Annotated in this window: 26 protein-coding genes; 10 read left to right on the forward strand and 16 right to left on the reverse strand. The window is 69.8% G+C overall.

From position 1 onward, the window contains the following. Positions 1-96: 96 nt before the first annotated feature. The 4 genes from ACQ3HE_RS15260 to ACQ3HE_RS15275 all read left to right on the forward strand — a co-directional run bounded on the left by ACQ3HE_RS15260 (position 97) and on the right by ACQ3HE_RS15275 (position 3,986). Complete coding sequence (locus ACQ3HE_RS15260; RefSeq protein WP_430893329.1) at positions 97-1,827, forward strand: dihydroxyacetone kinase family protein; 1,731 nt, start codon at positions 97-99, stop codon at positions 1,825-1,827. 78 nt (positions 1,828-1,905) lie between these two features. Further along, on the forward strand, positions 1,906-2,367 hold the full coding sequence (locus ACQ3HE_RS15265; protein WP_071258616.1) for a ribose-5-phosphate isomerase: 462 nt from the start codon (positions 1,906-1,908) through the stop codon (positions 2,365-2,367). A 26-nt stretch (positions 2,368-2,393) separates the two neighbouring features. Continuing rightward, complete coding sequence (locus ACQ3HE_RS15270) at positions 2,394-3,170, forward strand: triose-phosphate isomerase family protein (protein ID WP_430893330.1); 777 nt, start codon at positions 2,394-2,396, stop codon at positions 3,168-3,170. A gap of 102 nt (positions 3,171-3,272) precedes the next feature. Beyond that, positions 3,273-3,986 (forward strand): GntR family transcriptional regulator, encoded by a 714-nt coding sequence (locus ACQ3HE_RS15275; RefSeq protein WP_430893331.1) that lies wholly within the window; start codon positions 3,273-3,275, stop codon positions 3,984-3,986. 239 nt (positions 3,987-4,225) lie between these two features. Here the strand turns inward: ACQ3HE_RS15275 and ACQ3HE_RS15280 are convergent, their stop codons facing one another. The 6 genes from ACQ3HE_RS15280 to ACQ3HE_RS15305 all read right to left on the reverse strand — a co-directional run bounded on the left by ACQ3HE_RS15280 (position 4,226) and on the right by ACQ3HE_RS15305 (position 9,848). Then, a complete protein-coding gene (locus tag ACQ3HE_RS15280) occupies positions 4,226-5,599 on the reverse strand; it encodes an MFS transporter (protein ID WP_430893332.1) in 1,374 nt (457 codons plus the stop codon). Positions 5,600-5,810: 211 nt separating this feature from the next. Next, complete coding sequence (locus ACQ3HE_RS15285; RefSeq protein ID WP_079706603.1) at positions 5,811-6,584, reverse strand: SDR family NAD(P)-dependent oxidoreductase; 774 nt, start codon at positions 6,582-6,584, stop codon at positions 5,811-5,813. Between the two features lie 75 nt (positions 6,585-6,659). Then, positions 6,660-7,613 carry a 3-hydroxyacyl-CoA dehydrogenase family protein gene (locus tag ACQ3HE_RS15290; protein ID WP_079706602.1) on the reverse strand — a complete coding sequence of 318 codons (954 nt, stop codon included), beginning with the start codon at positions 7,611-7,613 and terminating at the stop codon, positions 6,660-6,662. 27 nt (positions 7,614-7,640) lie between these two features. Continuing rightward, entirely contained in the window at positions 7,641-8,594 is a 954-nt protein-coding gene (locus tag ACQ3HE_RS15295) for a sugar phosphate isomerase/epimerase family protein (RefSeq protein WP_079706601.1), read from the reverse strand. Between the two features lie 237 nt (positions 8,595-8,831). Next, entirely contained in the window at positions 8,832-9,527 is a 696-nt protein-coding gene (locus ACQ3HE_RS15300) for an LON peptidase substrate-binding domain-containing protein (protein WP_430893333.1), read from the reverse strand. 99 nt (positions 9,528-9,626) lie between these two features. Next, complete coding sequence (locus tag ACQ3HE_RS15305) at positions 9,627-9,848, reverse strand: hypothetical protein (protein WP_079706600.1); 222 nt, start codon at positions 9,846-9,848, stop codon at positions 9,627-9,629. Positions 9,849-10,059: 211 nt separating this feature from the next. Here ACQ3HE_RS15305 and ACQ3HE_RS15310 point away from each other — a divergent pair, with 211 nt between their 5' ends. Continuing rightward, positions 10,060-10,278 carry a hypothetical protein gene (locus tag ACQ3HE_RS15310; RefSeq protein WP_064295678.1) on the forward strand — a complete coding sequence of 73 codons (219 nt, stop codon included), beginning with the start codon at positions 10,060-10,062 and terminating at the stop codon, positions 10,276-10,278. A gap of 61 nt (positions 10,279-10,339) precedes the next feature. Here the strand turns inward: ACQ3HE_RS15310 and msrA are convergent, their stop codons facing one another. From msrA to ACQ3HE_RS15325, 3 genes are all read right to left on the reverse strand, one after another. Continuing rightward, on the reverse strand, positions 10,340-10,888 hold the full coding sequence (gene msrA / locus ACQ3HE_RS15315; RefSeq protein WP_079706599.1) for a peptide-methionine (S)-S-oxide reductase MsrA: 549 nt from the start codon (positions 10,886-10,888) through the stop codon (positions 10,340-10,342). A gap of 150 nt (positions 10,889-11,038) precedes the next feature. Continuing rightward, positions 11,039-11,686: an MOSC domain-containing protein gene (locus tag ACQ3HE_RS15320; RefSeq protein ID WP_430893334.1), complete on the reverse strand. Its 648-nt coding sequence runs from the start codon at positions 11,684-11,686 to the stop codon at positions 11,039-11,041. Positions 11,687-11,782: 96 nt separating this feature from the next. Then, on the reverse strand, positions 11,783-12,889 hold the full coding sequence (locus ACQ3HE_RS15325; RefSeq protein WP_430893335.1) for a LacI family DNA-binding transcriptional regulator: 1,107 nt from the start codon (positions 12,887-12,889) through the stop codon (positions 11,783-11,785). A 96-nt stretch (positions 12,890-12,985) separates the two neighbouring features. On the opposite strand from ACQ3HE_RS15325, the gene ACQ3HE_RS15330 reads away from it, so the two are divergent. After that, positions 12,986-14,977, forward strand: coding sequence for an aldo/keto reductase (locus tag ACQ3HE_RS15330; protein ID WP_430893336.1), 1,992 nt, complete (start codon positions 12,986-12,988; stop codon positions 14,975-14,977). 136 nt (positions 14,978-15,113) lie between these two features. On the opposite strand, the gene ACQ3HE_RS15335 is transcribed toward ACQ3HE_RS15330, so the two are convergent. From ACQ3HE_RS15335 to ACQ3HE_RS15350, 4 genes are read right to left on the reverse strand one after another with little or no spacing between them, the layout of a single operon-like run. Further along, positions 15,114-16,205 (reverse strand): ABC transporter permease, encoded by a 1,092-nt coding sequence (locus tag ACQ3HE_RS15335; RefSeq protein WP_430893337.1) that lies wholly within the window; start codon positions 16,203-16,205, stop codon positions 15,114-15,116. Then, positions 16,202-17,230 (reverse strand): ABC transporter permease, encoded by a 1,029-nt coding sequence (locus tag ACQ3HE_RS15340; protein WP_430893338.1) that lies wholly within the window; start codon positions 17,228-17,230, stop codon positions 16,202-16,204. Before ACQ3HE_RS15340 ends, ACQ3HE_RS15335 begins: the two co-directional genes overlap by 4 nt. Continuing rightward, positions 17,227-18,945, reverse strand: coding sequence for a sugar ABC transporter ATP-binding protein (locus ACQ3HE_RS15345; protein WP_430893339.1), 1,719 nt, complete (start codon positions 18,943-18,945; stop codon positions 17,227-17,229). The genes ACQ3HE_RS15340 and ACQ3HE_RS15345 overlap by 4 nt, the downstream gene beginning before the upstream one ends. Next, complete coding sequence (locus tag ACQ3HE_RS15350; RefSeq protein ID WP_430893340.1) at positions 18,942-19,976, reverse strand: sugar ABC transporter substrate-binding protein; 1,035 nt, start codon at positions 19,974-19,976, stop codon at positions 18,942-18,944. Before ACQ3HE_RS15350 ends, ACQ3HE_RS15345 begins: the two co-directional genes overlap by 4 nt. Before the next feature lie 280 nt (positions 19,977-20,256). On the opposite strand from ACQ3HE_RS15350, the gene ACQ3HE_RS15355 reads away from it, so the two are divergent. The 3 genes from ACQ3HE_RS15355 (at position 20,257) to ACQ3HE_RS15365 (ending at position 22,728) form a co-directional block, all read left to right on the forward strand. Then, positions 20,257-20,928, forward strand: coding sequence for a FadR/GntR family transcriptional regulator (locus ACQ3HE_RS15355; protein ID WP_064295672.1), 672 nt, complete (start codon positions 20,257-20,259; stop codon positions 20,926-20,928). Between the two features lie 95 nt (positions 20,929-21,023). Further along, a complete protein-coding gene (locus ACQ3HE_RS15360; RefSeq protein WP_430893341.1) occupies positions 21,024-22,091 on the forward strand; it encodes a hypothetical protein in 1,068 nt (355 codons plus the stop codon). A gap of 184 nt (positions 22,092-22,275) precedes the next feature. Continuing rightward, positions 22,276-22,728, forward strand: a complete 453-nt coding sequence (locus ACQ3HE_RS15365) for a hypothetical protein (RefSeq protein ID WP_274500310.1) — start codon at positions 22,276-22,278, stop codon at positions 22,726-22,728. Positions 22,729-22,807: 79 nt separating this feature from the next. Here the strand turns inward: ACQ3HE_RS15365 and ACQ3HE_RS15370 are convergent, their stop codons facing one another. Both ACQ3HE_RS15370 and ACQ3HE_RS15375 read right to left on the reverse strand, forming a co-directional pair. After that, positions 22,808-23,962, reverse strand: coding sequence for a sensor histidine kinase (locus ACQ3HE_RS15370; RefSeq protein WP_430893342.1), 1,155 nt, complete (start codon positions 23,960-23,962; stop codon positions 22,808-22,810). Next, a complete protein-coding gene (locus ACQ3HE_RS15375) occupies positions 23,959-24,684 on the reverse strand; it encodes a response regulator transcription factor (RefSeq protein ID WP_430893343.1) in 726 nt (241 codons plus the stop codon). Before ACQ3HE_RS15375 ends, ACQ3HE_RS15370 begins: the two co-directional genes overlap by 4 nt. A 196-nt stretch (positions 24,685-24,880) precedes the next feature. On the opposite strand from ACQ3HE_RS15375, the gene ACQ3HE_RS15380 reads away from it, so the two are divergent. Beyond that, positions 24,881-25,561, forward strand: a complete 681-nt coding sequence (locus ACQ3HE_RS15380) for a M15 family metallopeptidase (protein WP_430893344.1) — start codon at positions 24,881-24,883, stop codon at positions 25,559-25,561. Positions 25,562-25,603: 42 nt separating this feature from the next. Here ACQ3HE_RS15380 and ACQ3HE_RS15385 read toward each other — a convergent pair whose 3' ends face one another. After that, positions 25,604-26,269 carry a metalloregulator ArsR/SmtB family transcription factor gene (locus ACQ3HE_RS15385; RefSeq protein WP_342450882.1) on the reverse strand — a complete coding sequence of 222 codons (666 nt, stop codon included), beginning with the start codon at positions 26,267-26,269 and terminating at the stop codon, positions 25,604-25,606. Positions 26,270-26,309: the final 40 nt, after the last annotated feature.

Below are 26,309 nucleotides of genomic sequence, written 5' to 3' on the forward strand. Positions count from 1 at the left end.
GCAGCCCAGGGTTCCGGTCGGTTCCAATATCCTATAGGATTATTGTGATGTGCCGGCTTACGCCGGATCGACGGACTCGATGACGAGGAGATGCAGATGACCAGGCTCTGGAACCGACCGGCCGACTTCGCGGATGAGATGGTGGACGGCTTCGTCCGAGCCAACGGACGCTGGGTACGCAAGGTCTCCGGCGGGGTGTCGCGCTCCACGAAGTCCGCGGAACCGGAGGTCGCCCTCGTGATCGGTGGCGGATCCGGTCACTACCCTGCCTTCGCCGGCCTCGTCGGCCCGGGACTCGCCCACGGTGCGGCCATGGGCAACCTCTTCGCGTCGCCGTCCGCACACCAGGTGGAGAGCGTCGTCCGCGCGAGCGAACAGGGTCGGGGCGTCCTCCTCAGCTACGGCAACTACGCCGGCGACGTGTTGCACTTCACCGCCGCCCAGGACGCCGTGCGGGCCGACGGCATCGACTGCCGCACGGTCACCGTGACTGACGACATCTTCAGCGCCCCGCCCACCGAGCTCGAGAAGCGGCGCGGGATCGCGGGCGACCTCACCGTCTTCAAGGTCGCGGGCGGCGCGGCCTCTGGTGGGTACTCCATCGACGACGTCGAGCGCGTGGCGATCCTGGCCAACACCCGGACCCGTTCGATGGGCGTCGCGTTCTCCGGGTGCACGCTGCCCGGTGCCGACGAACCGTTGTTCTCCGTGCCGGAGGGACGCATGGCCGTCGGGCTCGGTATCCACGGCGAGCCCGGTATCGACGAGACCGACATCCCCTCCGCGGACGGACTGGCGGAGCTGTTCGTGCACCACCTCCTGAACGAGGCCGAGATCCCGGAGGGCGTCACGCCGAACGGCGCACGCGTCGTCCCGATCCTCAACGGCCTCGGCTCCGTGAAGTCGGAGGAACTGTTCGTCGTCTACGACCGCATCGCCTCCCTGCTGGAGGACGCCGGGATCACCCTCGTCGACCCGCAGGTCGGTGAGTTCTGCACGAGCTTCGACATGGCCGGCGTCTCACTCACCCTGCTCTGGGTGGACGAGGAGCTGGAGCGACTGTGGAGCGCTGCCGCGGACACGCCCGCGTTCCGCACGGGCGCCGTCGACTCCGGCGCACTCGAGACCGTCGCCGCCGACGACACCGAGGACGTCGCCTTCGTCGTGCCGGACGCCTCGCCCGAGTCGCAGGAGTCGGCAGCCGTCGTGGCCGACGCGATCTCCGCGATCCAGGAGCTCCTCGCGGAGCACGCGGACGAGCTGGGACGCCTCGACGCCATCGTCGGCGACGGCGACCACGGCATCGGCATGGACCGCGGGGCGACCGCTGCCGCCGCCGAGGCCAAGCGCCTGCGTGAGGCCGGTGCCGGCGTCGCGACGCTGCTCGACCGCTCGGGCGACGCCTGGTCCGACCGCGCCGGTGGCACCTCGGGCGCTCTGTGGGGCGTCATGCTCCGCACGCTCGGCGAGCGCCTCGGCGACGCCGAACGCCCGACCGCCACCGCCGTGAGCGAGGGCGTGACCGCAGCGAAGGACGCCGTCATGCGCTACGGCAGGGCCTCCGTCGGCGACAAGACGCTCGTCGACGCCCTCGTCCCCTTCGCCGACACGCTCGTAGAACGCGTCACCGCCGGCGACGACCTCTCCACCGCCTGGACCACCGCGGCGGCGGCGGCAACCGCTGCGGCACACGACACGGCCGGTCTCATGCCCGGCATGGGCCGAGCCCGCTCGCACGGCTCGAAGGCCGTCGGCGTCGAGGACCCCGGGGCCGTCTCCCTCGCCCTCATCGTCGAGCGCGTCGGCACCCTCCTCGCCGAGCACTGAACGTCCGATCCACCGAAGCGACACCCCGGTCCCTGAGCTTGTCGAAGGGCCACCCGCTCCAGCAACGAAAGGCACACCATGACCCGCACCTGGCGAATCGTCATCGGCTCCGATGACGCCGGCTACGACTACAAGGAGATCCTCAAGCGCGACCTCGAGGCGAGCGACCTGGTCGCCTCAGTGGTCGACGTCGGGGTCGACGCCGACGGCCACACCAACTACCCGACCGTCGCGGTGACCGCGGCCGAGATCGTCGCCCGCGGCGAGGCCGACCGCGCACTGCTCATCTGCGGCACGGGCCTCGGCGTCGCGATCGCGGCCAACAAGGTCCAGGGCATCCGAGCCGTCACCGCGCACGACGGCTTCTCCGTCGAACGCGGGGTGCTCTCGAACGACGCCCAAGTGCTCTGCATGGGCCAGCGGGTCGTCGGCATCGAACTCGCCCGCCGCAACGTGCGCGAGTGGCTGACCTACGAGTTCGACGCCTCGAGCGCGTCGAACGACAAGGTGCAGGAGATCAGCGCGTACGAAGCGTCCTGATGTCAGGACGTCCCAGACTCGTCGGCGTGAGCCTGAAGATGTACTTCGGGCACGCGCAGACGCTCGACTGGTGCTCGGTCGTCGCGGGGGTGTCGGCCGAGCACCACGCACTCCGATCCGGCGCGGCGGAGCTGTTCGTCATCCCCGGATACCTCTCGGTGACCGGCGCGGTCGAGCGGCTCCGCGGCGTCGCAGCCGTGGGCGCTCAGGACCTCGCGACCGAGGACACCGGGGCGTTCACCGGCGAGGTGAGCGGCGCCGAGCTCCGCGAGGTCGGCTGCGAGGTCGTCGAGGTCGGGCACGCCGAGCGGCGCCGACTGTTCGGTGAGACGCCCGACGTCGTCCGCGCGAAGACGACCGCCGCGCTCCGCAACGGTCTCGCGCCGGTGCTGTGCATCGGCGAGGCCGAGCACGGACACGCCGAGGTAGCGGCCGCGGAGTGCGTCGCACAGCTCGACGACGCCCTGGCAGGGGCGGTCGCCGCCGGGATCGTGGGCCGCGTCATCGTCGCCTACGAACCGCACTGGGCCATCGGTGCCACCGAGGCCGCGAGTCCAGCCCACATCCGCACGGTGTGCCTCCGGCTGCGCGGCCACCTCGACGCGCTCGCCGCGGCCGGGCACATCGACACCTCCTCAGCCGTCATCTACGGCGGGAGCGCCGGACCCGGTCTGCTGACCACGATCGGCGAGGCGGTCGACGGGGTCTTCCTCGGCCGCTTCGCCCACGATCCGGCAGCCCTCTCGCTGGTGCTCGACGAGGTGGCCGGCCTCGACCGCGCGGGCTCCGACCTGCCGCGATGACGCCTGGAGGCCCCGTAAACTGGTCCTCGACGATCATCGCGGCCGCTCGACCGGAGGTTCCCCTCCGTGACGACGCCTCGAGCACACCCTTCGGAGGCTGCCGTGGTTGATGCCGTCTTCCCGCTCGGCGCCTCCTCCTCGCTAGAACGCCGCGGTCTGCGCGACCGCGTCTACGAGCTGGTGCTCGACATGCTCCTGAGCTCCGGTATCGAACCGGGTGCCCGCCTGTCGATCGACGCCATCGCCCGCGACCTCGACGTCTCGCCGACGCCGGTCCGCGAGGCGCTCGTCCAGCTGGAGCGCACCGGGCTCGTCACCCGGGTCACCCACAAGGGCTACCGGGTGGCACCGCCGCTCGCCGACGACCAGCTCGAGTCGCTGTTCGACGCCCGCATCGTGCTCGAGAGCGGCGCCACCGCGCTGGCCGCCGCCCACGCCGACGAGCTCGTCCCAGCCCTCGATGTCGCCCTCGCACAGCACGTCGAGATGACCGCCAGGGTGCGCGCCGCGGCGTCGGCCGGCGAGATCCCCGTCGCACTCCTCCGCGAGTACTTCGCGGTCGACTGGAACTTCCACCACCTCATCTTCGAGGGCACCCGCAATCCCTTCCTCCTCGACATGTCCGAGGGCATCTCCACCCGCGTGCACCGCATGCGCCAGACGGTCGAGACGGGCGTCACCGACGCCGACCAAGCCGTCGTCGAGCACCGCGCCATCCTCGACGCGTTCGCCGACGGCCCCGAGACCGCCGCGGCGGCCATGCGCTCGCACATCGAGCTCGTGCGCACCCGCGCCCGCAGCGACGCCGAGCACTGAGCCGCCCTTCGACAGACTCAGGGACCGGGATCTGACAGCCGCAGGGCCGGGCACACACCCTTCGACAGGCTCAGGGACCAGGGTCTGACAACCGCAGGACCGGGCACACACCCTTCGACAGGCTCAGGGACCGAGTCCTCCGGCCCCCGAGCCGCCCTCCTCCGGTCCCTGAGCCTGTCGAAGGGCAGAACGGGGCCGACCGCCTGAGCGATCGACCCCGTCCGGGTGTTGCGGTGAGACTAGTGCGCCGTGCGGTTCGCCGTCGTCTCGAGCAGCTCGTCCGCCTTCGCCCCACGGAAGAACCGGGTGCAGTAGAGCATGGTGGCCGCGAGGAAGGCGAACACCCCGAGCGAGACCACACCCCACACACCGCTGTCGGTCGGCACGCTCTCGTTGATCCCGGTGCGCATGATCGGTGCCACGAAGCCGCCGAGGTTACCGAGCGAGTTGATGAGGCCGATGCCCGCCGCTGCAGCCGTTCCGGTGAGGAACGCCGTCGGGTAGGCCCACGTGATCGGCCCGACCGAGAGGAAGCTCGCCACCGCGATGGTGATGAACAGGATGCCGAGGATCGGCTGGTTGTTCGCGCCAGCCCAGGCCGAGGCCAGGATGAACACGCCGGTGGAGATGTAGAACATCGTTCCCCAGGTGCGACGACGGACGACCGTGTTCGCGTTCCGGCCCACGTAGTAGCAGGCGAACAGACCCACGAGCCACGGGATGGCCGCCACGAGACCGACCTGCCAGCCGACGTCCTGACCGATGAGGTTCGCCACCTGCTGCGGGAGGTAGAACGTCGTGCCGTACACCGCGATCTGCAGGCAGAAGTAGATGATGGTGAAGTACCACACCTTCCAACTCGTCATCGCCTTCGCGATACCGGTCGGGCCGTCCGACTGCCGCACGGTGTCCTCGCGTTCCATCGCGGCCGTCAACGAGTCCTTCTCCTGTTGGTCCAGCCACTTCGCCTGTTGTGGCGAGTTGGTGAGGAAGTAGAGCGCTGCAAAGCCGGCAAGGACCGCGAGCATGCCCTCGGCGAAGAACATCACCTGCCAGCCGTGCCACGGGGTCAGGGCGTCACCGAAGCTGATGAGGCCACCACTCAGCGGGGCGCCGAGCATCTGCGAGAACGGCTGCGCCAGGTAGAAGATCGAGAACATCTGGACGCGGACCTTGTTCGGGAACCACTCCGACAGGAACATGATGACACCGGGGAAGAGCCCGGCCTCGGTCACGCCGAGCAGGAACCGCAGGACGATGAACATCGTGTCGTTCGTGGTGAAGGCGAACAGGGCGGCGACGATGCCCCAGGTCACCGCGATGCGGGCGAGCCAGAACCGGGCGCCGAACTTCTTCAGCAGCAGGTTGCTCGGGATCTCGAAGATCGCGTAGCCGATGAAGAAGATGCCGGCGCCGAGGGCGAAGGCGCCGTTCGAGATGCCGCGGTCGACGCTGAGCGCCTCCTCGGCGAAGCCGACGTTCGTGCGGTCAAGGAACGCGACGAAGTACAGGATGACGAGCATCGGCATGAGGTGCTTCGACGCCTTGCGGATCGCCGACTTCAACGCCGGATCGTTGGTCGATCCGATCGCCGGCGGATTGGGTGTGGACAAGACACTCTCCTTTGAGATGACTGGTGCGGGTGGGTGCTGCTGGCGCTGCTGCTGCTGCTGCTGGTCAGGAGACCATCGAGGGGACGATCATCCAGAGGCCGATGCCGACGAAGACGACGCCGAGACCGAGGAAGATCAACCGGGATTTGGTCCACTGACCGGTGAGGTGCTGCATGGTGCTGCTCCGTTCGCTCGTGGTGCGTGTGGTGGATCAGTGCATGTAGAGGCCGCCGTCGACGTTCAGCGTCTGACCGGTGACGAAGCCGGCGTCCTCACTGATGAGGTAGGCGATGGCGGCGGCGATGTCGCGTGGGGTGCCGATGCGCGGCAGGACGCCGTCGGCGGCCATGGCCGTCTTGCGCTCCTCGGTGAGGGTGCCGCCCATGATGTCGGTGTCGATGGGTCCGGGCGAGATGGCGTTGACCGTGATGCCGTCGTGGCCGAGCTCGCGGGCGACGCTGCGGGTGAAGCCGATCACGCCGGCCTTCGCCGCCGAGTAGGCCGTCTTGCTGAAGGTGCCGCCGCCACGCTGGGCGGAGACGGACGACAGGCTGACGACCCGACCGACGCCGTTCGACACCATCGACTCCACCGCACGGCGGGTCGTGTAGTGGACGCCGTTGAGGTTGATGTCGATGACGCGCTTCCACTCGTCGGCGCTCACCTCGAGGTAGGGCACCGGTGAGGCGACCCCCGCGAGGTTCACGAGGGCGACGAGCTGTGGGAGGGCGGCCTCGAGTGCGTCGAACGCGGCACGCACCTGCGCCTCGTCGGCGACGTTCGCGCCGGCGCCGGCCGCCTGCACCCCGTGCTGCTCCGCGATCTCGGCGGCGACCGCCTGCGCCGCAGCCTCGTCGAGGTCGATGATCCCGATGTTCCAGCCGAGTCCGGCGAGGTGGTGGGCGGAGGCGCGACCGATGCCGCGCGGGGAGGCTGCACCGGTGAGGACGACGGTCTTGGATTCGGGGAAGCTGGTGGCGGTCATGGCCGGCCTTTCTGCGTGGGAGTGGTGAAGTCGGTGTCCGATCGAGCCGGACGGTGCGCTCGGTCGGCGCCGCGCTCAGTTGATGGGCGCGGGGCCGAGCTCGTCCATGAGCTGCTTGATCGCGACGTAGGCCTTGTTGCGGTAGGCGATCAGCTCGGGCGTGCGGTCGGCCGGGACGTCGAGGTAGCCGGCACCCGACTTGGTGCCGAACTTGCCGGCGTCGACGAGCTCCTTGAGGGAGTCCGGCGTGGCGAACCGCTCGGGCCACCGGGTCTGGAGCGAGGCGTAGCAGAACGAGTACACGTCGAGTCCGGCCATGTCGGCGATCGCGAAGGGACCGAAGACGGGGAGCCGGAAGCCGAAGGTGGTGCGGACGATCGTGTCGATGTCCTCGGGCGTCGCGACGCCCTCCTCGACGAGCTGCGTCGCCTCGTGGAACAGCGCGTACTGCAGGCGGTTGAGCACGAAGCCCGTCGCGTCCTTGACGCGGGCGGTCTCCTTGCCGGTCGCTGCGACGATCTCCTCGACGGTGGCGATCGCCGCATCGGCGGTGGTCTCGTGCGGGATGAGTTCGACGCCGGGGATGAACGGGGCCGGGTTCGAGAAGTGGACGCCGAGGAACCGCTCCGGGTTGGTGACGGCCTCAGCGAGCGAACCGATGAGGATGGTCGAGGTGTTCGAGCCGATGATGGCGTCGGGCGAGGCCGCGGCGCTGATGCGACGGAGGGTCTCGTGCTTGATCTCGATCTTCTCGGGGACGGCCTCCTCGATGAAGTCGGCTCCGGTGACGGCCTCCTCGATCGACGCTGCGGGCGAGACATTGGCGCGGATCCGCTCCACGGCGTCGGCAGGGAAGAGTCCGTCGGCGACGAACTGCTCGGCCTCGGCGATGAGGCGGTCGTAGTTCTTGCGCGCGATCTCCTCGGAGATGTCGGCGATGCGGACGGTGGCGCCGGACAGCGCGAGCACCTGGGCGATGCCGCCGCCCATGTACCCCGATCCGACGACGGCGATGGTGTGTGTGGTCATGATGAAGCTCTCCTGTGGTCGTCTGGATCAGGCCTGCGGCAGCAGGGTCCTGATGTACTTCTGGTTGGTGGAGCACATGCCGAGGCTGTCGCCGCCGTAGTGCTCGGCCAGGATGATGCCGTTGAAGCCGAGCTCGACGGCGTCGCGGAAGACCTGGCGGTAGTTGATGAGCCCGGCCTCCATGGTGGAGGGCACGGACGTCGCCCAGGTGCCGTCGGCCGCCTCGTCGCGGGTGTAGTTCTTCACGTGCATGTAGTTGGCGTATGGCAGGGTCTTGGCGAACAGCTCGCGCCAGTCCTCCACCGGGCGGTGCAGGCGGATGAGGTTCGCGACGTCGGGGTTCAGTCCGACGTTGTCGAGCCCGACCTCCTCCACGAACCGCACCGCGCTGTCGGCGGTGCCGAGGTAGGTGTCCTCGTAGAGTTCGAGGGCGAGTGGCAGCCCGACGTCGGCCGCGTGCTTGCCGAGCTCGCGGATGCGGCTGACGGCGGCGTTCCAGACCTCGGGGTCGTCGGGGTCCTTCGGGCCCTGGGCGGTCCAGAACCAGAGCGCCTTGCGCTGGGCCTCGCTGAAGGGCTGGTGCAGGCCGGTGGAGAAGACCTGCATCCCCCACTCGGCGGCGGCGTCGATCGTGCGGTGCGCGTACTCGAGGTTGCGCTCCTCGTGGCCCGGCATGATCACGCTCTGCCGCTGCAGGTGGACGGACGGGACGCCGACGCCGTGCGACTTCGCGATGGCGAGGAACTCGTCGCGACGGGACGGTTCGAGGTCGGCGGGCCGGACGTGGCTGTCGGGCAGTTCGGCGAGGGTGAACCCGACGCCGGCGACCTGCGCGAAGAGGTCGTCCCAGGCTTCGGGTTCCGCGTCGTGCAGGGAGACGCCGTTGCGGTCGACGGGTGGGATGCCGTGCAGGCAGGTGGCGATGGGCCAGGTGTCGGCGGTCCATCGGGGGGTCGACGCGGTCGCGGTCGTATCCGTCATGATGCTCCATTGCGCTCAGGGACTGCTCGGGGCTGGTGCTCCCGGTCAAAAAAGATCCTATAGGAAATAGTAAAGCGTTTCCACGAATGCGCAAGGGCACTTCGACAGGCTCAGTGACCGGCGGCGGGGAGGCTCAATGACCGGCGGCGGGGAGGCTCGGTGACCGGTGGGGCGGGAGGCGAGCTTCCGGGGCGAATCCAACCGGTCACCGAGCCTGTCGAGGTGCGAAGACGGGGCTCAGCCGCCGAGGATGTCCCAGTCCTCGTCGTCCGCGTCGGCGATGCCGCCCGTGATGAACGCTTCGCCGGCCTCGGTGGCGCGATCGCGCACACCGACCAACAGCTCTTCCAGCGAACCGGCCGAGAGGAACCGCATCTGGTCGAGCTCGCTCACCGGGGCGATGCCCGCGAGCTGCCACGACGACTCCAGCGGGTCGTCGGCGAGCTCCACGACCGAGGCCCACTGCTGCTCGCTGAACTCGCTGGCCACGGCCAGCGAACGCCGCACCGCCGCCTCGGTCTCGTCCCGCAGCTGCTCCCAGCGCTCGTCCCACTCCAAGTCGTCGAGCGTGCGGATCTCGGCGCGTGGGTACGGGTCGTCCGGCAGCCAGTCGGTCACCTCGAAGCGCTGACCGCCCTCGGCGATCACCGCCACGAAGCCCTCGCCGCCGTCGACCTCGACGATCTCCGCCACGGTCCCCGTCCGGAAGCGGTGCTCACCGCCTCCCGTCTCGCGCCCGCGCTCGATGAGCACCACGCCGAACGCCGGGTCCTCGGCCTCGAGCAGGTGGGCGAGCATGGTCAGGTAGCGCTCCTCGAAGAGCCGCAGGGCGAGCGGCATGTGCGGGAACAGCACAGAGCCGAGCGGGAACATCGGCAGCTCGAGGACCGGGAGGCCGGACGCCCAGGACTCGGCACTGAAGGAGTCGGTCATGTCACTCTCCCTCCGTCTCGCAGGTCCGACCGGGTGCCGCCCGGCGAACCGCCCACCCGAACCGTGCTGCGATCATAGTCGCCGGACACCGGAGGCGACTCAGTCGCCGAGGACCGCTCGCAGGGCCTGGTCGAACCGGATCGCCCGATCGATTTCGACCGCCGTCTCGTAGTCGGCCCCGCGGAGGGCGACGTGTAGCGGCCAGTCCACGTCGATGAACCCGATTCGCCGATCCCCCACGAAGACGCCGAAGCGGTCGGCCGTGAGCTGCTCCACCCAGGCTCGGCGGAGTTCAGACGTCTCGCTGCCGGCGGAGCCCATGGAACGACCTCTCTCGGCAGGTGCAGTGACCGGGTCCGGACAACCCTTCGAAGTATCTCGATTGTCTAGCTATCTCCGCCGTGCTTCATCATGACAGCACCGACGGCCGATGGACAACTCCGTATCCATCAGACGAAACGAGCACGCCTCGACGCCATCGTTGCGAGATCGTGGCGCGATGGTCCGCGGATCTTCAGGAACCGTCCGTAGGATGCTGATCGTGGGGTGGAAGTGGCCGTGGGGACGCAAGCGCATCGTCGATGCGCCGGTCGATGCCGGGTCCGACCCCTACCTCCAGTACCTCGAGTGGGTCCGCCTCGGGAAACCGTCACTGGCATCACCCGACGATCCACCGCTGCAGTTCGACCCGCGGTTCGCGCCACGACTGGCCTCCGACGCCGTCAACTCCTCGCGCGCCGACGGCGTCTGAGCCTGCCGGTCCACACACAGCACAGCGCCCGACACCGAGGTGCCGGGCGCTGTGGACGTGCTTACGCGGTGGCCTGCTCCGCGACCTCTGCGCGGCGCGGGAGCTTCCAGCCCGGGCGCACGAAGTGGCAGGTGTAGCCCCACGGGATGCGCTCCAGGTAGTCCTGGTGCTCCGGCTCGGCCTCCCAGAACTCGGACACCGGCTCGACCTCGGTGACGACCTTGCCTGGCCAGAGCCCTGAGGCGTCGACGTCCGCGATCGTGTCGCGTGCGACGCGCTCCTGCTCGGGCGAGGTGTAGAAGATCGCCGAGCGGTAGCTCAGGCCGACGTCGTTGCCCTGGCGGTTCTTCGTCGACGGGTCGTGGATCTGGAAGAAGAACTCCAGGAGCTCGCGGAAGGACAGCTTGCTCGGGTCGAAGACGACCTCGAGGGCCTCCGCGTGGGTGCCGTGGTTGCGGTAGGTGGCGTTGGCGACGTCGCCACCGCTGTAGCCCACGCGGGTCGACTTCACGCCCGGCATCTTCCGGACGAGGTCTTCCATGCCCCAGAAGCATCCGCCGGCCAGCACCGCGCGCTCGGTCGTCGTGCTCTGCTCGTCTGCTGCACTCATCGTGACTCCTCCTTCGTGCCGAGCACCGTGCGGGGTCCCCGCGTGCTCCGGTCTTCGGCTCCATGGTATGCAACAGCGTCCGCTTCCGGACTGTTCCGGCCGGGGCTTGCACTCAGCGGTCGCACAGGTGTGCGGACGCGACGGCAGGGCTCAGACGGTCCGCTTGCGGCGGAGCTGCTTGATCGACTCGTGGATCTCGGGCGCCAGCACCACGGCGCCGGACTGCTCCGACTGCTCGAGGATGACGGCCTGCGCCTCGTCCGCCGCGGCGAACCAGGAGGCGATGGTGACGCCATGGCCGGGCTGTCGGACGATCTCGATCGGGTCGCCCGCCTGCACCGTCCCGCTCTTGACCACCTTGAGGTAGGCACCGGGCCGCGCGGCGTCGGCGAAGCGCTTCACCCACCGAGGCTCGCCCAGGCGCCGCTGGAAGGTGCCGCACGGGGTCCGCGGGCAGGTCACCTCGACGACGAGGGTGTCGCCGATCCGCCAGCGTTCACCGATCTCGGCACCGTTCACGTCGAGCCCCTGCGTGCGGAGGTTCTCGCCGAACAGCCCCGGCGTGATCTCCCGACCGAGCTCGCCCTGCCAGAACCGCGCGTCCTCCTCGGCGTAGGCGTAGAGCGCCTTCGTCAGACCGCCGTGGTGTTTGCGATCGGCCTGCACGTCGCCGTACAGCCCCATCGGCCGCACGTGCAGCGGCTCGTCGACCGGGCGCTTGTCGATCGCGGTGACACCGATCGACCCGTCGTCCACCTGGAGGGCTTCGACGCGACAGAGGGCGAGGAGTTCAGACATGGGACCAGTCTGCCGTGTCCTCCGCGCCCGTCCGGACGACGGGGCCGGTGCGGCCCGGGCGGAATGGGCTCGGCGAAGCGGCTCAGGCGGAGCGGGTCAGGCGGACTCGCGGATGACGAGTGAGACACCCACCGAGCGTCGGACGGACGGCCCCGAGAGCGGGAGCGTGCCGGACATCATGCCGTCGAGCAGTTCGAGACTGTGCCGTGCGATGTCACCCTTGTCGACGGCCACGCTCGTGAGCTCAGGGGTGACGAAGCGACCGAGGTCGAGTCCGTCGATGCCGATGACGGCGACGTCCTCCGGCACGCCGACCCCGGCACGGGCGAGTCCCTTGAGCACGCCGACGGCCATGACGTCGTTGAAGACGAGCACGGCATCGACGTCGGGCATCGCGGCCCGGCACCGCAGGGCGGCCGACACCCCGCCCTGGTGGGTGTCCTCCGCCCAGGTCTCCGACGCCTCCGACCACGGCAAGCCGCGCTCCTCAAGGAACGCTCGGTACGCGAGACGTCGTCCGGACGGCTCCGCCGAGGCGTCGATCATCGCGATGGAACGGCGCCCGGTCGCGACGAAATGGGCGAGCGCCTGTCGGATGCCGTCCTCGAAGTCGATGTCGACGCCCGCCACCTGCAGCGTCGGCTCGGCGCCGGACGGGTTCGATCCTGCCTCGGACTCGTCTGACCGGTGGTCGCCGAGGGAGACGAACGGGATGGTGGCGAAGGCGCCCTGGAGTGCTCCGTGGTCGGCGCCGTTGCGCCCGACGACCGCATCGACCTGCCGCGCGAGTTCGGCGAGCTGCGCACGTTCCGCGTCGGGGAGGTCCGGTCCGCGATCCGCGGCGGCGGGTCGGTCGCCCGATGCGTTCGCCGCTCCCCCGACCTCGGCGACCAACACGGTCCATCCGCGCTCTGCCGCCTGCTGCACGAGGGCGGCCGCGAGCTCCGGGTAGTAGGGGTTCCGCAGGTCGTCGACGACCAGTCCGAGCGTCGTGGTCCGGCCGCTCACCAGGTGCTGCGCGGCGCGGTTCGGCCGGTAGTTGAGCGAAGCCGCGACCTCGACGACCCGTTGCCTGGTGGCGTCGCTGACGTCGCGCATCCCGTTGAGTGCGCGGGTCACGGTCTGGCGCGAGACACCGGCGACCCGGGCGACGTCGATGATCGTCGCTCGCGCCGGAGCGCGATCGTCGCGGGGCCTGGTCATGGTCACATCGTACTGATACGCTCACACCGTGAACGTTCACGGTGACGTTCACCACAGACCATCGCACCGCCGATCAACGTTGAGGAGCACCACCATATGGAACACGTCGCTTGGGGAATCATCGGCCCAGGAACGATCGCCGAACGGTTCGCGACCGAGCTGCACGCCAGTCGCACCGGTCGACTCGCCGCCGTCGCCAGTCGTGACGCGTCGCGTGCCGAAGAGTTCGGCGCGCGCTTCGGCGACGGCACGGCTCCCGTCCGCGGATACGGCTCGGTCGCCGAGTTGCTGGCCGACCCCGACGTCGACGCGGTCTACATCGCGACCCCGCACACGGAGCACGTCCGGCTGGTGATCGAAGCGGCGGAAGCCGGCAAGCACATCGTCAGCGAGAAGCCGCTCTCGGTGAACCGCGCCGGTGCGATGCTCGCGATCGAGGCCGCCCGCCGTGCCGGCGTGTACCTCGCCGAGGCGTTCATGTACCGCTTCCACCCGCAGACCGCGAAGCTCGTCGAGCTCGTGTCGTCGGGTGCCATCGGCGACGTCCAGCACATCGAGGCGTCGTTCGCGTTCGCCGCAGACCTGCCCGCCGAGCACCGACTCATGAACCCGGAGCTGGCGGGCGGCGGCATCCTCGACGTCGGCGGCTACCCCGTCTCCATCTCGCGGCTCATCGCCGGTGCCGCCGTGGGTGCACCGTTCGCCGACCCGACGGAGGTCACCGGGAACGGCACCATCGGTTCCACCGGCGTCGACGAGTGGGCCAGCGCGTCGCTCGTCTTCCCCTCGGGCATCACGGCGCACGTCACGAGCGGCGTGCGCGTGCAGGACGACAACCGCGTCGTCGTAACGGGCTCGACGGGCCAGATCATCGTGTCCGACCCGTGGCTGCCGTCGGTCGAGGATGGCTCGACGATCGAGGTGCGCACCATCTCGGGCACGGAGTCGATCCACATCCCCGGGGCACCGCAGTACGCGATCCAGGCCGACGCGGTCGCTGCGTTCGCCGACGCCGGTCAGGCACCGCAGATGCGCTGGGCGGACTCGCTCGGCAACGCGGCGACCCTCGACCGCTGGCGCGAGGCGGTCGGCCTCGAGTACCCGTTCGAGTCGATCGACACCGACATCCCGACCGGTTCCGGCCGGCCGCTCGCCGTGCGCGCCGAGCTCCCGATGCCGACCGGTCGCATCGCCGGCATCGACCACGACATCTCGCGGCTCGTGATGGGTGTCGACAACCAGCAGACCCTGTCGCACGCGTCGGCGATGTTCGACGACTTCTTCGAGCGCGGCGGCAACGCCTTCGACACGGCCTGGCTGTACGGCGACGGGCTCCAGGAGCAGCTGCTCGGACGCTGGCTCGCCAACCGGGGTCTCCGCGACGACGTCGTGGTGATCGGCAAGGGTGCGCACACACCGTTCTGCGACCCGGAGTCGATCTCCCGGCAGCTGTTCGAGAGCCTCGACCGTCTCGGCACCGACCACCTCGACCTGTACCTCATGCACCGCGACAACGCGGAGGTGCCGGTGGGCGAGTTCGTCGACGTGCTGAACGAGCACGCCGAGGCCGGTCGCATCCGTGCGTTCGGTGGCTCCAACTGGACGATCGACCGGTTCGAGGAGGCGAACGCCTATGCGGCGGCCAACGGGAAGCGGGGGTTCGCGGCGCTGAGCAACCACTTCGGTCTCGCCCGCGCGCTCGACGTGCCGTGGGCCGGGTGTGTGGAGGTGACGGATCCGACGAGCAGGGCGTGGCTCGAGGAGACGAAGACGCCGCTGCTGCCGTGGTCGTCGCAAGCGCGCGGCTTCTTCACCGGGCGTGCCGAGCCCGAGGACCTGTCGGACCCGGACCTCGTGCGCTGCTACTACAGCGACGACAACTTCGAGCGGCTGGCCCGTGCGCGTCAGCTCGGCTCGGAGCTGGGGGTCGCGCCGACGGCGATCGCCCTGGCGTACGTCCTGGCGCAGGACTTCCCGACCTTCGCCCTCATCGGGCCGCGGTCCATCGAGGAGACCCGTTCGTCGACCGACGCCCTCTCCCTGAAGCTGACCGCGGAGCAGGTCGCCTGGCTCGACCTCCGGGTCTGATCCGTTCCCTCGGGTGACGCCAGCGCGGTGCGCTGGCGTGACCTCGGGTCATGCACGTGGGCGCGGGTCTCCAGAGGCCCGCGCCCACGCGTGTGGGGCGCGCTCGCGCAACCGCACCACCAGACTCGGATGAACGTCAGGTGAGGGGTTTGCGGGCGCGGTCGCGCGCCAGGAGGACACCGAGCAGCAGGATCAGGATGAGCACGACACCGCGGGCGAGACCCTGCCAGTAGAAGGACAGCCCGATGAGGTTCATCCCGTTCGTCAGCAGCGCGAAGATGAGCACGCCGACGAGCGTCCCGAAGAGGTTCGGCCGCCCCGTCCGACTCAGCGTCGTCCCGATGAACACCGCACCGATGGAGTCGAGCACGTAGAGCTGCCCGCTGTTCGCGACGAAGCCCTGGCTCCGCGAGGCCAGGATCAGCCCGGCGATGGCCGCGATCCCGGCAGCAAAGATGAAGGCGGTCGCCATCGACGTCCCCGCCAGCCGACCGGAGATCCGGGTCGCCGTCGGCTGCTCACCTGCCGCGGTCAGCACCCGACCCCAGCGACTCCGTTCGAGCGCAGCCCAGACGATGATCAGCACGAGCACGGTGACGACGATCGGCGCCGCGACACCGAGTACGGTTCCGGCACCCAGCCACGCGAACTCGTCCGGCACACTGCTCCGCGACAGGTAGATGGGCGACCCGCCGTCGGTCGCGACCTGCTGCACGCCACCACCGATGAACCAGACGCTCAGCGTCGCGAGGAACGGTCGGATGCGCAGCACCACGATGAGGAACGCGTTCACGGCCCCGACGAGCAGGCCGACGACCAGACCGCCGACGATCGCCACCCAGGCCACGTAGTCGTCGGCCAGGAGCGCCGACGCGGTGAGCGCAGCGAGGTCGATGGCGACACCGATCGAGAGGTCGATACCGCCTGCGCGGACGACGACCGTCATCGCGACGGCCGCGAGCAGGAGGAGCGCGTTCTGGTTGAGCACCCCGAGCAGGTTGTCGGCGGTCAGGAACGACGGCGACAGCACCGCGAACACGATGAGCAGCACGGCCAGCACGGTGGGGGCGAGCGCCTGCGGGACCGCGGCACCGAGGCCACGGACCGTCAGCCTCGAGAGCGGGCCGCCGGGACGCTGGTCATCGCCGCCTCCTGTTCCAGCCGACCCGGCCTTCGGGACGGAGACGCCGGTGGTGGCGGAGGACTGCGTGCGCGTGTCGACACTCATCGCTTGACGCTCCGTTCGCGGATCGCGGCGACCGCGAGGACCAGCAGGATCAACACACCCTTGGTGATGCCGATCCACTGGCTCGGGACGCCGAGCTGACTGAAGCCATTGGTGAGGATCGCGACGAACACGGCACTGAACAGGGTCCCCGTGATCGTGACGACGAGCCGACGGGAGAACGCGATGGACAGGAACGTCGCGAGGAGGATGTCGATGAGCGACTGCTCGCCGATCCCCGGCAGGGCAGCGGACAACCGACTGGTCATGAGGACGCCCGCGATCCCGGCGAGGGCCGCCGCGAGGACGTAGCTGACGACGATGTGGCGGTTGACGGCGATCCCGGCCACCCGGGCGGCCGTCGGATTCTGCCCGACCGCGGCGTTCTTCACGCCCCAGCTGGTGCGCCCGGTGGCGAAGGCGGCGACCGCGAAGACGAGGAGCAGCACGACGACCGCCGCAGGGACACCGACGACGTGTCCACTCCGCAACCAGACCAGCCCGGCGTCGGAGACCGGCACCTTCACGTTGTTCGTGATCACGATCGTGAGACTCGTGACGATGCTCATCATCGCGAGGGTGACGAGGAGCGGGCGGATCCCGGCGACGACGACGAGACCGTTCACGAGCCCGATGACCGCCGCGGCTCCGAGCCCGATGAGCAGCGCGAGCGGCAGACCGAGCTCGGCCTGCAGGAGCACCGCGACGAGGGCACCGGAGAAGCCGAGGACGGCGCCGATGGAGAGGTCGATGCCGCCGCGGACGACGTCCTCACCGCCCGTGACGACGACGATGGACAGTCCGAAGGCCGCGATCGCGTAGACCGCCGACTGGGTGAGGATCGTCGCGAGGTTGGCCGGGTCGAGGAAGCCGGGCGAGGCGACCGCGAAGACGACGACCTCGATGACGACGATCGCGTAGCCGATGAGTCCCAGCCGGGAGACCGGGCGACGACGTTTGGTCGCGGACTCGGCTGCGGCCGACGGCGCCTGGCCGGGCGCGACGGGTGGAGCGGAGAGGGCGGTCATGCGGAAGCTCCTCGGGTGGGCAGTGTGCCGCCTCCAGGGTCTGCCGACGGGGCAGACCTCGGGGGATCAGCCTGCGTCGACGACGTGGGCCCTTCGACAAGCTCAGGGACCGGCGGGACCGAGGGGGCCGGCGGCGTTGACGCGACCTCGGCGGCGCCCGTCGACCAGGCGAGGATCGTGTCGGCGGTCGCCTGCGATCGGGGCAGCTCGGTCCGGATCGTCCCGCGGTACAGCACGAGGACGCGGTCGGCGAGGCCGATCAGTTCCTCGAGGTCGACGCTCACGAGCAGGACGCCGGCGCCCTGCGCGACGAGCGCGTCGATCTCCGCGTAGATCTGTTGACGCGACCCGATGTCGACGCCGGAGGTCGGCTGGTCGAGTACGAACACCGTCGATCCGGCCGCGAGCCATCGACCGAGCACGACCTTCTGCTGATTGCCGCCGGAGAGGCTTCCGGCCACCGCGGTGTCGTTCGCGGGCCGGACGTCGAGTCTCGTGACGAGGTCTGCGGCGATCTCCCGCTCGCGTCGACCACGCAGGATCCCACCGAGCCCGGTGATGCGGTCGAGCGCGGCGAGGGTGAGGTTCTCGCGGACGGACTGACGGTTCAGGATGCCGTCCCGGTGGCGGTTCGCCGGCACGTACGCCCCACCCGCCCGGACGAAGGCCCGCGGCGAGCGGATCGTCGCCCGGCCGAGCCGCACGGTCCCGCCGTGCGCCCGGAGCCCGGTGACCGCGTCGGCCAGTTCCTCGAGGCCCGAGCCGACGAGACCCGTGACGCCCACGATCTCGCCCGGACGGACGGCGATCGAGACGCCGTGCAGCCGTTCCGCGACCGTCAGGCCGTCGATCGCGAGGACCGGTTCGGCGACGGCGTCGGCAACGGTCCGTTCCCGGTCGCCGAACTCCTCGACGCTCCGCCCCACCATGAGCTGGACGATGGCGTCGAGGGTCGCGTCGGGATCGGCGAGGTCGAGGGCACCGACGCGTTCACCGTTCCGGAGGACCACGACGCGGGACGCGATGTCGCGCACCTCCTGCAGGTAGTGGGAGATGTAGATGACGGCGACACCCTGGCTCTGCAGGGTCCGGACGGTGCGAAACAGCCGCTCGACGTCGCCGGCGGCGAGCGGTGCGGTGGGTTCGTCGAGCACGAGGACCCGTGGGCGCGTGATCGTCGCGATCGCGAGCTGCAGGAGTTGCTGCTCGGCGACACTCAGCTCGTCGACGAGGGTCTTGCCCGGCACGTCCAGCCCGACGAGGTCGAGTAGCTCCCGCTCGGCGCGCCGGTCGAGCTGCCGGCCGGTGAGGAACGCGGAGCGCGAGCCGAGGAACAGCTGCTCCGCGACCGTGAGGCGACCGGCCAGGTGGCGGTCCTGGTGGATGACGCGGACACCGAGGCGTTCGGCGTCGCCCGGGTTGCGGATGACGACCGGTTCGCCGTCGATCTCGATGGCGCCCTCGCTCGCCGTGTAGAGGCCGGTGAGGATCTTGATGAGCGTCGACTTGCCCGCGCCGTTCTCGCCGACGAGCGCGACGACCTCGCCGGGGTGCACCTCGAGGTCGACGTCGTCCAGCACCCGGACGCCGCCGAAGTCCTTCGCGATGCCGCGCATGCTCACGGCGGGAGCCGAGGCTTCGGCCGTGGCGGCACCGGGCCGACCGCCCAGCGAGCGCTGGGCGGCCTGACCGTCGATCGAGGTGTCGTGCGTCATTCCAGGCCGAGTCGCTTGCGCTCGTCGGCGACGTTCGCCTTGTCGATGAACACGGCGTCGAGGTAGGTGCTCAGCGGCACCTCGTCCTGCTTGCCGCCGAGGTACAGGGCGACGTTGTTCGCGCTCGTCGTCCCGAACAGGGTCGGCTGCTGCGCGACCGTGAACTGGTACACCGAGTCGGGGTCCTGGATGAGGTCGAGCGCTCCGGGCTCGGCGTCGACGCCGTAGACCTTGATCTCGTTGCGGCCCGCCGCGTCGATGGCCTGGGAGGCACCGATCGCCGGGAGGTCCCAGCACGACCACACGGCCGAGATCTCGCCCTTGGGGTAGCGGGTGAGCGCATCGTTCGTCTTCTGCTTGGCGTCCTCGATGGTGCCCTCGTAGATGTCCTGCAGCTCGGGCTCGATGATCTCGATGTTCGGGTAGTTCTTCAGCACGAGCTTGAACTCGTCGTAGCGGATCTGGCAGGGGGTGACGTCGTAGAAGCCGTTGAAGACCAGCACCTTGCCCTTCCCGCCGATGTCCTCGGCGAGGGTGCGGGCGAGGGTGGAGCCGATCTGCCAGTTGTCGGAACCGATGTTGTTCACCGAGTTCTCGCTGGCGTGGTCGATCGTGAAGACCGGGATGCCGGCGTCCTTCGCCTGCTGCAGCGCCGGGGCGAGCGTGGTCGCGTCGCCGAGGATGACGACGATCGCGTCGACCTTCTGTGAGACGAGGTTCTCGACGTTGGCCAGGTGCTTGTCGTCCTGTGCGTCGGCCTGGGTGGCGACGACCTTGGCGCCGAGCTCCTCCAGACGGTCCTGCACACCCTGGTAGGTGAGGCGGCCGAAGTCGCGGACGACGTCCTTGGCGGCGACGCCGACGGTCTTGCCCTTGAGCGAGGGGACGTCCACGTCGGAGGCGGCCGAGCTGGCAGCGGCGCCGCTCGTCGACTCGCTGGACGAGGACTGCTTGAGCGAACAACCGGTGGCAAGGCCGGCCACGACGGCCAGGGTGACAAGAGACAGCGCGAGGCGCGATCGACGACGCATGGGGACTCCAGATGACGGTGGGGTGCGGGACGGTGCAGGGGGTGGTGGAGCGTGCCGACATCCGCTGTCGGAGCGGTCGGGGCGCACCGGGACGTCGGGTTGCAGCAACAGTAGGGAGTGATCGGACGGGCCGCGAGAGGGCGCTCAACCTGACGTAACACAAGGTGCCCGATGTCGGCGGTGCGTGGAGCCTGGTCGGGGTGCGGCCCGTGGAAACGTCGGATGTATCATGGCGCGAGGCGGTGTTCCACGTGACCGTCTCGCTCGAGCAGGGGGTCGCATGGCAGTCACGGACGAGGCGATCGCGCGGATCCAGGCGATGATCGTCGCCGGCGACCTCACACCCGGCCAGCGCCTCCCTCCAGAGAAGGAGCTCAGCGAGACCCTGGGGCTCTCCCGCAGTTCCCTCCGCGAGGCGGTGAAGGCGCTGGAGCTCATCCGCGTGCTCGACGTCCGTCGCGGCGACGGCACCTACGTCACGACGCTGGAACCGAGCCTGCTGCACGAGGCGATGTCGTTCGTCATCGACATGCACGCCGACGCCTCCCTCATCGAGATGTTCGAGGTGCGCCGCATCCTCGAACCCTCCGCGTCGGTGATGGCGATCCAGCACCTCGACGACGAGCGGATCGCCGAGCTGCGCAGCATGGTCGATGAGGTCGACGAGTCCACGACGGTCGAGGACCTCGTCGCGCACGACCTGCAGTTCCACGCCCGCGTGATCGAGCTGAGCGGCAACGCCTACCTCGCGAGTCTGCTCGCCGCGCTCGGCAGCAAGACGGTCCGGGCCCGCATCTGGCGCGGCCTCACCGAGGAGAAGGCCGTCGCCCGCACCCTGCAGGAGCACCACGCGATCGTCGACGCCCTCGAGAAGCGCGACACCGAACTCACCCGCGCGCTGGTCACGGTCCATGTCTCCGGTGTCGAAAGCTGGCTCCGCCGTTCGATGTAAGCCCTCCCCCCCTGCCCGCGAACTGTCACTTGCTGCTAGTCCTGGCCGCTCCAACTAGCAGTTGGTGACAGTTCGCGGGCAGGTAGCGTGAGGGGATGGACGGCACGATCGACACCCGAGCGCTCATCGACCCCATCGACCGTGACGCCATGGCGAAGGCGCCCTCGTACCATCGCGCGCCGTCCGCCCGGCTGTTCGTCGGCCTGATCGCGGGGATCGTCGTGGTCGCCGTCGGCGGGTTCGTCCTGTTGGGGACGCTGCCCTCGCCCTCACGGGGCGGATCCGGCCCGACACCGCTGCTCGGAATCGGGCTCCTCGCGGCGGCCGCCGTCGCGGTGTTCGCGGTCCTCTCCTGGCGGACGAGACGCATCAAGCGCTTCCGCCTCTCCCAGTTCGCAGCGGCCAACGGGATGACCTACACCGCAGACCTCAGCCACCCTCCGTTCCCCGGCATGATCTTCGGGATCGGATCGTCGCGGCAGTCGACCGACGTGCTGCGGGGTGGTCGTGCCCGCGCCGTGGAGTTCGGCAACTACCGGTACACGGTCCGTCACGGGAAGCGTTCGACGACCCACCACTGGGGATACGTCGCGGTGAAGCTCGACGTCCCCCTGCCGAACATCGTGCTCGATGCGATCGGCAACAACGGGTTCGGCTCGAACCTCCCGGCAGCGTTCCAACGGGCCCAGCGGCTCTCCCTGGAAGGGGACTTCGACCGGCACTTCACGCTCTACTGCCCCGAAGGCTACGAACGCGACGCGCTCTACCTGTTCACGCCGGACATCATGGCGAGGTTCATCGACCACGCCGCCGAGCTCGACGTGGAGATCATCGACGACTGGCTGTTCCTCTACACGAAACGGGAGGTGTCGACCCTCGACCCCGACACCTGGGCCTGGCTGTTCAGCATCGTCGACGCGCTGATGACGAAATTGGACCAGTGGGCTCGGTGGCGGGACGACCGCTTGCAGCCGCAGACGTCCGGAGCTCCGGAGCACCCGCTGGCACCCGGCGCTCAGGCCGGCCCACCCGCGATCGGACTGCTCACCCCGCCGCCGGGCGTCGCTCCGCCCGGACGCAGGTTGCGACGATCCGGCACATGGATCCCCGTCGCCTTCATCGTCGGAACGCTGATCGTCTGGATCGTCACACGCATGAACTGACCCTCCCCTGCCCGCGAACTGTCACTTGCTGCTAGTCCGGAGGGGCGGGACTAGCGGTTTGTGACAGTTCGCGGGCAGGGGAGGGTGTTGGGAACGTCTGGTGATCGGGAGACGAGGACGGAACAGGCCGGTTGATGGGATGGCTGGGTGACCGACACCGGTCGCCCGTCAGAAAGGACCACCCATGCGCCGACCCACAGCCATCGGCTTCGCCGTCCCCGTCCTCGCCCTCATGCTGGGGCTCACCGCCTGCTCCGGATCCGCGGAGTCGCCGTCGAGCGGTGGATCGCCGTCGAGCGCCGACTCCTACGCCGAGGCGTTCGACGACTACACGATCTCCCTCGCGGGCTGTCTGCGCGACCAGGGGTTCGACGTCGAGGACCCGGAACCCGGCACCGCGATCACCCTCGACGGTGGCGAAGCGATGAACACGGCCTACGACGCCTGCGCCGACGAACTCGGCCCGCCGCCCGCGAACCCCGATCAGCCCAGCAAGGCCGAGATCTCCGACGAGCTCCGGCTCCGCGCCCAGTGCCTGCGCGACCAGGGGTTCGACGTCCCGGACCCGGATGCGAACGGGGTGTGGGACCTGCCGGAGGACCTGTTCGATGAGGCCAGGGCCTGCGCCGTGCAGTGACCTCCGCACCAGCCGGAACGGCCGACCGATCCTGTGATCGGTCGGCCGTTCCGGCGTTCCGTGTCCTGTCGTTCCGCGGTCAGGCTCCGGCCGGGTCGGCGTCGTGAGCCGGCAACAGCACCGTCACTTCGAGTCCACCCGCCGGCAGCGGGGCGAGCCGCAGCGACCCGCCGTTCAGCTCCACGATCCGGGCCCCCAGGGTCAGCCCGAGACCGTTCCCCCGATCAGGACCGGCAGCCCGCGCCATCCGGGCGTCCCGCCGGTCGAACGGCTCCACGAACCGCGCCACCTCAGCCTCCTCGAGCAGCGGCCCCGAGTTGCTGACCACGACGACGGCGCGTCCCGGTGCCTGCGGGTCGGGTCCGACCCACACCGAGACCCAACCGTCCGCGCCGCTGTTGTAGCGCACGGCGTTCGACAGCAGGTTCGTCACCAGTTGCTGGAGGAGCACGCGGTTGCCGCGCACGGATGCGCTCCGGAGCGTCGAGGAGATCGTGACCCCGGCGTCCGCGGCCTCCGGCGAGATGAGCTGCGACGCGTCGCGAGCCACCGCCGCCAGGTCGACGGGCGAGGGCTCGAGCGGTCGGCGATCGAGCTGGTTCAGCTGCAGGAGCGCCTCGACGATCGCGATCCCCCGCTCGTTCGTCCCGTGCAGCCGTCGCAACGCGCGGTCGACGTCGCGGCCCTCCGGGTCGGCTTGGGCGACTTCGATGAGCATCTTCATCGTCGCGAGCGGTGTCCGCAGTTCGTGCGAGGCGTTGGCCGCGAACCGCTTCTGCGTCAGGAAGGACTGCTCGAGGCGCGCGAGCATGTCGTCGAAGCGGTCGGCGAGCTCGCGGAACTCGTCGCGGCGACCGGTCATCGCGATGCGGTGGTCGAGCGAGCCCTCCGCCGCCGCGCGCACGGCCGCGTTAAGGTCCCGCAGCGGCCGCAGGACCCGTCCGGCGACGATCCAGCCGACGCCGGTGCCGATCACGGCCATCGCGATGAGCGCGAGCATCGAGTAGTTGATGAGCGAATCGCGGATCTCGCCGCGGGTGATGGCGGAGATCTGTCGACTGTCGGCGGCGGGCGCGAGCGGATAGCTGGGGAACCGCCAGATGATGACGTTGATGACGATCAGCGCGATGAGTCCCGTCACGACGGTGAAGGCGGCATAGGTCGCGGTGAGTTTGACGCGAGCGGTCATCCACGTCGGCCGGACGATGTCACCGACGGCCGGAGCGGCGGTCATGCGCCCGCCTCGTCGTCCTCGTCGTCGGCGTCCGCGCCGCTCGTCTCGGCGGGAGCCTCACCTGGCGGCAGGACCCGGTAGCCGACGGCCGGCACGGTGTGGATGATCCACGGCTCGCCGAGCACCTTCCGGAGCGTGGACATCGTCACCCGCACGGCGTTCGTGAACGGGTCGGCGTGCTCGTCCCAGGCGCGCTCGAGGAGCTCTTCGGCACTCACGACGCCACCCTTGGCCGCGAGCAGGATCTCCAGCACCGCGAACTGCTTCTTCGCCAGACGCACGTACCGGCCGTTGCGGTACACCTCGCGGCGGAACGGGTCGAGCCGCACACCGGCGTACTCGAGGACGGGTGGGAGCGACGCTTTGGGTCGACGCGCCAGTGAACGGAGCCGGAGGACGAGCTCGCGCAGCTCGAACGGCTTGGTCAGGTAGTCGTCGGCGCCGATCTCGAAGCCGCTCTCCTTGTCGTCGAGGTCGGCGGCCGCGGTGAGCATGAGCACCCGGCAGGGCAGTTCCTGGGCGATCATCCAGCGACAGACGTCGTCGCCGTGCGTGCCAGGGAGGTCGCGGTCGAGCACCACGACGTCGTAGGCGTTGACGGCGAGCCGCTCGAGCGCGGTGTCGCCGTCGAACACGAGGTCGGCGGCGAGCCCCTCGTGCTGCAGGCCCTCGAGGATGCTCTCGGCGAGGTACTGCTCGTCCTCGGCGATCAGGACACGCATGGGACCTCCGGTGTTCGGGACGGATGACGCGTCGAAGGCGTCGCTCCAGCGCCCGCGATGGGCGTCGTGTCGATCGTAGGCGGCACCGTGTTTCGGAACCGTCTGGTGATCGTCCGACGCCCGCGCAACCGCCGTCGAGCTGGACTGGGGCCTGGTCGTCGCGTGCCGAACACCGACGACCGACCGAGGAGGAACCATGCAGCACGGCATCCAGCACCAGCAGCAGCCGCACCGGCACCCGGGCCGACGGAGCACTGTCGCCCGCAGAGGCTCCAACCGAGCCGTCGTCATCCTCGCCGCCACGGCCGTCGCCCTCACCGCCGCGATCGCCCTGGTCGCGTGCACGGGCGTCGCGCCGACCATCACCCGCGGGATCACCGCGCTAACCGAGCGACCGTCCGGAGACGGGAGTGCCGGAACCACGACCACGACGGATGGCGCGTTCGGAACCGACGACGGCGTGTTGGAGGAGAACCGGTACTCGGCCTACGACACCGATCTCCCGGCCATCGCGAACCTCGATGCGGACCTCTTGGAGGCCGTCCAGCAGGCGACCGACGCAGCAGCGCAGGACGACATCGCGCTGTACGTGAGCTCCGGATGGCGGAGCACGGCGTACCAGCAGCACCTGCTCGACGAGGCGATCCTCCAGTACGGCAGTGAGGCGGCCGCGCGGCAGTACGTCGCGACGCCCGACGGCTCCTCGCACACGCGCGGGGCGGCCGTCGACATCGGTGCGACGGACGCCGACTACTGGCTCATCGAGCACGGCGCCGACTACGGCCTCTGCCAGACCTACGCGAACGAGATCTGGCACTTCGAGTTGGCCACTGTCCCCGGCGGCGAGTGCCCGGAACTCCTGCCCGACGCCGGATGAGGTCGGTGCCGCGACCAGCTGCCACCGCCGGGCGCCCCGGTCCTATCCGGCGACCGGTGCCAGCCGGCTGACGAACTCGTCGACGCGCAGTCGGATGTCCCGGAACGCTTCGTCGAACGCCTCGTCGGTCGCAGGCGCGGCGGGGTCGGGGATCGACCAGTGCAGGTCGTCCAGCCCGCCGAGCTCCTCGTGCGCCCGGTTGCACACGGTGATGACGAAGTCGCCGTGCCGGAGGACCTCCGCCGTTGCGCGTGGAACGCTCGGGCGGATCCGGACGCCATGGCGTGCCGCCGCCCGGACGGCGCCCGGGTTGACCTCGCTCGCCGGCCGGCTGCCCGCGGATGCGACGGGGACATCGCTGCGGTCCTGCCAGAGCGCCTCCGCCATCTGCGACCGCGCCGAGTTCGCCGTGCAGACGAAGACGACCCGCGCCGGGGCGCTGATCGGTTCGGGCGCGAGGCGGTCGAACGCCCCCGGGACGAGCCGCACGTAGTTGCGGCGTCCATCGGACTCGGATCGCGACCGCGAGAGGATCCCCGCTCGCTGGAGGACGCTCAGGTGATGGGAGACGAGGTTCGACCCCATCCCGAGGGCGAGCTGGATCTCGGTCGGTGAGAGGTCACCGAGCGCCAGAAGGTCCACGATGCGCAGCCGTGCCGGCTCCGCGAGCGCGGCGAACTTGGACGCCCTTACCGCCAGCGACTCCACCGACACAACCCCCGTTGACTCAACCGTGATTGACTCAATA

The organism is Plantibacter auratus, assembly GCF_050587365.1.
In the GTDB taxonomy this organism is placed as follows: domain Bacteria; phylum Actinomycetota; class Actinomycetes; order Actinomycetales; family Microbacteriaceae; genus Plantibacter; species Plantibacter auratus.

What these genes read in the sequence shown, in the direction of transcription:
- ACQ3HE_RS15365 (WP_274500310.1), top strand. Translation starts at nt 22,276, where the DNA reads ATGCGCCGACCCACAGCCATCGGCTTCGCCGTCCCCGTCCTCGCCCTC.
- ACQ3HE_RS15330 (WP_430893336.1), top strand. Translation starts at nt 12,986, where the DNA reads ATGGAACACGTCGCTTGGGGAATCATCGGCCCAGGAACGATCGCCGAA.
- ACQ3HE_RS15290 (WP_079706602.1), bottom strand. Translation starts at nt 7,613, where the DNA reads ATGACCACACACACCATCGCCGTCGTCGGATCGGGGTACATGGGCGGC.
- ACQ3HE_RS15370 (WP_430893342.1), bottom strand. Translation starts at nt 23,962, where the DNA reads ATGACCGCCGCTCCGGCCGTCGGTGACATCGTCCGGCCGACGTGGATG.
- ACQ3HE_RS15320 (WP_430893334.1), bottom strand. Translation starts at nt 11,686, where the DNA reads ATGTCTGAACTCCTCGCCCTCTGTCGCGTCGAAGCCCTCCAGGTGGAC.
- ACQ3HE_RS15340 (WP_430893338.1), bottom strand. Translation starts at nt 17,230, where the DNA reads ATGACCGCCCTCTCCGCTCCACCCGTCGCGCCCGGCCAGGCGCCGTCG.
- ACQ3HE_RS15265 (WP_071258616.1), top strand. Translation starts at nt 1,906, where the DNA reads ATGACCCGCACCTGGCGAATCGTCATCGGCTCCGATGACGCCGGCTAC.
- ACQ3HE_RS15350 (WP_430893340.1), bottom strand. Translation starts at nt 19,976, where the DNA reads ATGCGTCGTCGATCGCGCCTCGCGCTGTCTCTTGTCACCCTGGCCGTC.
- ACQ3HE_RS15260 (WP_430893329.1), top strand. Translation starts at nt 97, where the DNA reads ATGACCAGGCTCTGGAACCGACCGGCCGACTTCGCGGATGAGATGGTG.
- ACQ3HE_RS15285 (WP_079706603.1), bottom strand. Translation starts at nt 6,584, where the DNA reads ATGACCGCCACCAGCTTCCCCGAATCCAAGACCGTCGTCCTCACCGGT.
- msrA (WP_079706599.1), bottom strand. Translation starts at nt 10,888, where the DNA reads ATGAGTGCAGCAGACGAGCAGAGCACGACGACCGAGCGCGCGGTGCTG.
- ACQ3HE_RS15360 (WP_430893341.1), top strand. Translation starts at nt 21,024, where the DNA reads ATGGACGGCACGATCGACACCCGAGCGCTCATCGACCCCATCGACCGT.
- ACQ3HE_RS15325 (WP_430893335.1), bottom strand. Translation starts at nt 12,889, where the DNA reads ATGACCAGGCCCCGCGACGATCGCGCTCCGGCGCGAGCGACGATCATC.
- ACQ3HE_RS15375 (WP_430893343.1), bottom strand. Translation starts at nt 24,684, where the DNA reads ATGCGTGTCCTGATCGCCGAGGACGAGCAGTACCTCGCCGAGAGCATC.
- ACQ3HE_RS15335 (WP_430893337.1), bottom strand. Translation starts at nt 16,205, where the DNA reads ATGAGTGTCGACACGCGCACGCAGTCCTCCGCCACCACCGGCGTCTCC.
- ACQ3HE_RS15355 (WP_064295672.1), top strand. Translation starts at nt 20,257, where the DNA reads ATGGCAGTCACGGACGAGGCGATCGCGCGGATCCAGGCGATGATCGTC.
- ACQ3HE_RS15345 (WP_430893339.1), bottom strand. Translation starts at nt 18,945, where the DNA reads ATGACGCACGACACCTCGATCGACGGTCAGGCCGCCCAGCGCTCGCTG.
- ACQ3HE_RS15305 (WP_079706600.1), bottom strand. Translation starts at nt 9,848, where the DNA reads ATGGGCTCCGCCGGCAGCGAGACGTCTGAACTCCGCCGAGCCTGGGTG.
- ACQ3HE_RS15310 (WP_064295678.1), top strand. Translation starts at nt 10,060, where the DNA reads ATGCTGATCGTGGGGTGGAAGTGGCCGTGGGGACGCAAGCGCATCGTC.
- ACQ3HE_RS15380 (WP_430893344.1), top strand. Translation starts at nt 24,881, where the DNA reads ATGCAGCACGGCATCCAGCACCAGCAGCAGCCGCACCGGCACCCGGGC.
- ACQ3HE_RS15300 (WP_430893333.1), bottom strand. Translation starts at nt 9,527, where the DNA reads ATGACCGACTCCTTCAGTGCCGAGTCCTGGGCGTCCGGCCTCCCGGTC.
- ACQ3HE_RS15295 (WP_079706601.1), bottom strand. Translation starts at nt 8,594, where the DNA reads ATGACGGATACGACCGCGACCGCGTCGACCCCCCGATGGACCGCCGAC.